We start from the raw sequence: 5,988 nt of genomic DNA, 5'->3' as shown, positions 1-5,988 counted from the left end.
GCTTGATGATGTAGTTAGACTGGCTAAATTAAGATTATATCATTTATAGGTCTTAAATATGAGCAGTGAAAATAAATCAAATATTTTAATAGAAAGAAAAGATGTAAAAATAGAAGATACTTGGGATTTAAGTCTATTATATAAAAATGATGAAGAGTTTGAAAAAGATTTTAAATTTATAGAAGACTTTTCAAATGAAGTTATAAAATTCAAAGGAAATTTATCAAAATCAGCATCAGAGTTAAAAAACATATTAGATAGTATGATGAAAGCATCTATAATACTAGAAAAATTAGGTTCTTATGCCTTCTTAAAACAAACAGAAGATTTAACAAATAATGATTCTAATATCAAAGTTGCAAGATATTATAAACTTTCATCAGAGTTCTCTGCCAATTTAAGTTATTTTGAACCTGAATTAATGAGCATAGAAGATGATAAAATCAATAGTTTTTTGAAAGATGAAGTTTTAAAAGACTATTTAATATATTTAAATAAAATACTTAAATATAAGCCTCATACCCTATCAGAAAAAGAGGAAAGAATATTAGCACTTCAAGGAGAATTATCATCAACAGCTTCAAATGTTTTTGATACTTTAAATGATGCAGATTTGGACTTTGGAGAATTAGAACATAACGGAGAAAAAACTCCATTAACTCATGCAACATTCTCAAGTTTTCAGGAAAGCCAAGACAGGGAAATTAGAAAGAACAGTTATAATCAATTTTATAAAGAATATGATAAGCATAAAAATACATTAGCCGAACTTTATGCAAGCCAAATTAAACAGGATATTTTCGATGCCAGAATAAGAAATTACAATAGTGTAAGAGAAATGGAATTATTCGGTGATGATATACCTATAAGTGTTTATGATAGCTTGATTGAAAGTGTGCATAATGCTTTACCTGCTTTGCATAAATATTATGAATATTGTGCTAATAAATTAGGTATTAATGATTTCAGACAGTATGATAAATATGCCCCTGTAGTGAAAGATGTTAAGATACATCATACATTCGATGAAGCTATAGGAGTTTTAAATAAAGCATTATCTCCTTTAGGTGAAGAATATGTAAATACTCTTACAAACGGACTTAATTCTAGATGGGTTGATAAATACGAAAATAAAGGTAAAACAAGTGGAGCATTTTCGGCAGGTTGCTACAATTCAGAGCCTTATATACTTATAAATTTTAGAAATGAAAGCATTGAATCAGTATTCACATTAGCACATGAGGCTGGACATAGTATGCATAGTTATTATAGCAGAAAGAATAATCCTTATCAGCATCATGATTATACTATATTTGAAGCAGAAGTTGCATCTACTTTCAATGAAAAACTTTTATTTAATTATTTAATGCAAAATGAAAGCAAAAAAGAAGTGAAAGCATTTTTACTCAATAAAGATATAAATGGATTTGTTGCTACAGTATTCAGACAAACTATGTTCGCAGAATTTGAACATATAATTCATAAGGAAGCAGAAGAAGGAAACCCTACAACATTGGAACTTATAAGAACAGTTTATAAAGATTTACTAAAAAAATATTTCGGAGAGAAAGCTGTACTTGAAGAAACAAGCGATTTAGAGGCTTTGAGAATACCTCATTTCTACCGCTCATTCTATGTTTATAAATATGCTACTGGTATGTCGGCAGCAGTTGCATTATCTAATGGCGTGTTTGAGGGCAATGCTAAAAATGATTATACAAACAGAGATAATTATTTGAAATTCTTAAAAAGTGGAGGAAGCAGAACTCCTATAGAGAATTTAAAAGTTGCTGGTGTTGATATGACTAAACCTGATGTTGTAGAAAGTGCATTAAAACTATTTGCTAAAGAGGTTGAAGAATTAAAAGCATTAAATTAAAATATGAGTTTAAATAGAATTTATTTTGATATATTAAAAGAAATTAATAATAATCAAATATCCATTAATATATTAGTAGAAAAATATAAACTCACATCTAGGGCTTTAAGATATTATATTTATAATATTAACTATTATTTAAAAAAATATTCAATACCTCAAATATATATAAAAAACGGAAAACTTTATTTTAATATAGATGAAAATGCCTTAATTGATTTTATAGATAAAATACCAATAAGCGAATATTTACTTTCTCAGGAGGAAAGAAAAAAATATATTTTATTTAATTTTCTTTTTAAAGATAATACTAATATAGCAAAGTTAGAAAATTTTTTAAATGTAAGCAGAACAACTATTAAAAATGATATTAATGATTTAAAAAAATATCTTAATAATTTTGATTTATATTTTTATTTAGAAATTAATAAAATAATATTAGGCGGTAATGAAAAGAAATTAAGGCATTTAAAATTTTTATATATGATGCAATATATGAATATTCATATTAACAAAATTAATTATATAAAAGTATTATATCCTAGTGAAAAATTAGAATTATCAATATTAAAAGATTATATAAATAAAATAGACATAGATAAAATAAATCAGGTTATATCAGAAGTAGAAAAAAAATTCAAATATAACTTTTCCAACAAATTCAAAAATATTATGTATGCATATTTAATAGCTACTTTGGAAAGAATACAAAATCATCATCTAATAGATAAAAAAATAATGCTGATTTTCTAAGTAAATTACCTGAATATAGAAAAATAAAAAATATTTTAAATAATTTTTTTAACTCTGCTATAAACAAAAATCAGAATTATAAATATGAAATACTTCATTTAACCGAATATTTTTTAAGTGAATATTATAATGAACATTTCTATGAAAATAAAATAATATCAGAAAAATTTATATTAAAAATTTTAGAGGATATGAATGCAGCAATAGAAGAAGAATTAGTAGATGAACTTGTGAAATATCTTGTACCTGCGATATACAGAATAAAAAATAATTTTTGTATAGATGATAAATTAGATTTTAACAATATTAAAATCGATATATTTAATAAAGTAAAATCAAGTGTTAATAATAATATATCATATCTTCAGGAACCTTTGAGAGATGAGGAAATTTATTATATATCAAGAATAATAGAAAAATATACTTATCCAAATAATAAAATTTCATTGAAGGAACTAGTAAGAATAATAGATAAAAATTACTATGATAAAGGAATATTAATAGAAAAAATAAGAAAGAAATTTGCAGGATTTATTGATAATGATATAAACAATGCTTTTGATTATAAAATATCAAAAATTTTAAAAAAGAAAAATATTTATATTATAAAGAAGAGCTCAAATATAGAATATATTTTAAATATCGTTTTTAATAAAAAGTATATTAGCAATTTCAAAAATACAATAAATAAATTTGGCAAATATTTTTTTATAAAGGAGAATATATTTTTATTCAGCAATATGTATACCTCAATTAATGATACTGAAAATTCTTCTTGTATATATTTAATCATACTTGATAAGCCAATATTAATAGATAATCAAAAAGCTAGTATTTTATTTTTTATATCTACTAATAATAAAACAGAACATCTGCATATAGTATCACAAATAATGAAACTGTCGGAATATAATTTTTTACTTGAGGAAATAAAAAAACAAAAAAATTCTGACAAGATTATATCCCTAATAAAAAAATATTATCATAACTGAACTATACAAAAAAATTCAAAAAAAAGTGAAATATTATTTATATTGATTTAAAATTTTTATATGATAAATATTAATACATTCAATAATAAATTAATGTGTTGAGGTATGTTATATGAATAAGAAAGTTAACTTTTGGGAATTTTTTCAAGGATTAGGAAAAACTTTTATGCTTCCTGTTTCTTTACTTGCAGCATGCGGTATTATGCTTGGAATAGGAAGTTCATTTGCTAGTTCTGTAACAGCAGAAATTTTACCATTTTTAAAAATACCCGCTATAAAAATATTTTTTGAATTTATGGCTACAATAGGTTCTTTTGCTTTTTCAAATCTTCCTGTTATGTTTGCAATAGCTATACCTTTGGGACTTGCAAGGGCAGATAAGGGTGTTGCTGCTTTTTCGGGATATGTTGGATTCGTTATATCATGTTTATCAGTTAATTTCTTATTAAAAGCAACAGGAACTTTAGCTTCTGCTGAAGACATGAAAGCTGCAGGACAGGCTATGGTAATGGGTATACAAAGTATAGATATAGGAGTTTTAGGTGGTATATTAATAGGTATCATCGTTGCTAAAATACATAATCAATTTCATGAAATTAAGCTTCCTCATGCATTAGCATTTTTCGGAGGAGCAAGATTTGTACCTATTGCTACTTTAGTTATAGTAGGACTAATAAGTTTACTCATACCTTTTATATGGCCTACTTTCAATAAATTAATTATAGGGGTTGGTAATTTAATAGGAAAAGCAGGTATTTTCGGACCATTCCTATTCGGTACAGGAGAAGGATTATTAAGACCTTTTGGACTTCATCATATACTTGTGGCTATGATAAGATTTACTTCTGCAGGAGGAGATGCTGTTGTCAATGGAGAAGCCGTATCAGGAGCTTTAACTATATTCTATAAAGAATTTGCAAATGGTATTTTAGATCCTAATGTTACTAGATTCTTATCTCAAGGAAAAATGCCTTCTTATCTATTCGGACTTCCTGCCGTGGCACTTGCTATGTATCATACTGCAAAACCTAAAAATAAAAAGAAAATAAAAGGATTATTAACTTCAGGTGTAATAGCATGTATGATAGGAGGTATTACTGAACCTTTAGAGTTTATATTCCTATTCATATCTCCTGTACTTTATGTATTCCATTGTATTATGGTTGGACTTGGATTTATGGTTATGGGTATATTAAAAGTTGCCATAGGAAACACAGATGGAAACTTAATAGACTTTATAGTATTTGGGGTACTACAGGGAACAAAAACTCATTGGTATTTAGTACCTGTTGTAGGGGCAGTATGGTTTGCTGTATATTACTTTGTATTTAAATTCGCTATATTGAAATTTAATTTAAAGACACCTGGAAGAGAGGTTATCAATGAAGGAGACGATTTAAAACTTGGAGGTTATGATGCTGAAAGAATGTTAAAAGCTATAGGCGGAAAAGAAAATATTGTATCTCTTGATAACTGTATTACAAGACTTAGATTAGTTGTTAAGGATATGGCTTTGATAAATGAAGATGAAATAAAAGCTACAGGTGCTATAGCCATAGTTAAATTAGATGCTACGAATCTTCAAATAATAATAGGACCTCAAGTTCATGTTGTAAAAAATAAATTGGATAAGCTTATAAATAGTTAAAAATTATTAATTAAAAGTGTATGCTGCATAATTAATAATTAATAAAACAAAATTATGCAGCAATACTATAAAAATATTTAATTAGGAAAATATTATGAATTTTGACACTATTATAGATAGGAAAGGAACATACTGCACTCAATGGGATTATATTAAAGACAGATTTGGAGTTAATGACCTTTTACCTTTTACTATATCTGATATGGATTTGCAGTCTCCTGATGAAATTATTGATTCTTTGATTGATAGAGTAAATCATAAAATATTCGGATACAGCAGATGGAATCATGATGATTTCAAAAATTCTATAGAATTATGGTATAAAAAAAGATTTGATTTTTCTGTGAATAAAGATGATATAGTATATAGTCCCAGTGTTATATATTCTGTATCAAATTTTATAAGAATGAAATCTGATATTAATGATAATATATTGATACTAACTCCAGCTTATGATGGTTTCTTCAAAACTATAAAAGCAAATAATAGAAATATGTTAACTTCTTCATTAACAAATATAGATTCAAAATATGAAATAGATTTTAATGACTTTGAAGAAAAATGTAAAATATCAAAAGTATTTATATTCTTTTCTCCTCATAATCCTGTAGGAAAAGTTTGGACTATTCAAGAAATAAAAAAAATAATAGACATATGCAAAAAATATAATGTTTATATAATATCCGATGAAATACATATGGATATAGTATATAATA

At 25.4% G+C, this 5,988-nt stretch carries 5 protein-coding genes; all 5 read left to right on the top strand.

The features are described from left to right. Positions 1–58: 58 nt before the first annotated feature. A complete protein-coding gene (gene pepF, locus Q1J76_RS09855; protein WP_300369903.1) occupies positions 59–1,879 on the top strand; it encodes an oligoendopeptidase F in 1,821 nt (606 codons plus the stop codon). A 3-nt stretch (positions 1,880–1,882) separates the two neighbouring features. Then, positions 1,883–2,632, top strand: coding sequence for a helix-turn-helix domain-containing protein (locus Q1J76_RS09850; RefSeq protein WP_300369902.1), 750 nt, complete (start codon positions 1,883–1,885; stop codon positions 2,630–2,632). Between the two features lie 191 nt (positions 2,633–2,823). Then, complete coding sequence (locus tag Q1J76_RS09845; RefSeq protein ID WP_300369901.1) at positions 2,824–3,624, top strand: PTS sugar transporter subunit IIA; 801 nt, start codon at positions 2,824–2,826, stop codon at positions 3,622–3,624. 112 nt (positions 3,625–3,736) lie between these two features. Next, positions 3,737–5,272, top strand: a complete 1,536-nt coding sequence (malX, locus tag Q1J76_RS09840; protein WP_300369900.1) for a maltose/glucose-specific PTS transporter subunit IIBC — start codon at positions 3,737–3,739, stop codon at positions 5,270–5,272. Positions 5,273–5,366: 94 nt separating this feature from the next. Beyond that, positions 5,367–5,988, top strand: a 622-nt coding sequence (locus tag Q1J76_RS09835; protein ID WP_300369899.1) for an aminotransferase class I/II-fold pyridoxal phosphate-dependent enzyme, incomplete at its 3' end; no start/stop codon positions are given.

Origin of the sequence: Brachyspira sp., from assembly GCF_029258575.1 — a bacterium.
In the GTDB taxonomy this organism is placed as follows: Bacteria; Spirochaetota; Brachyspiria; order Brachyspirales; family Brachyspiraceae; genus Brachyspira.
The sequence above is the reverse complement of the archived record's forward strand: the minus strand, read 5'-3'. Positions and strand labels throughout refer to the sequence as shown.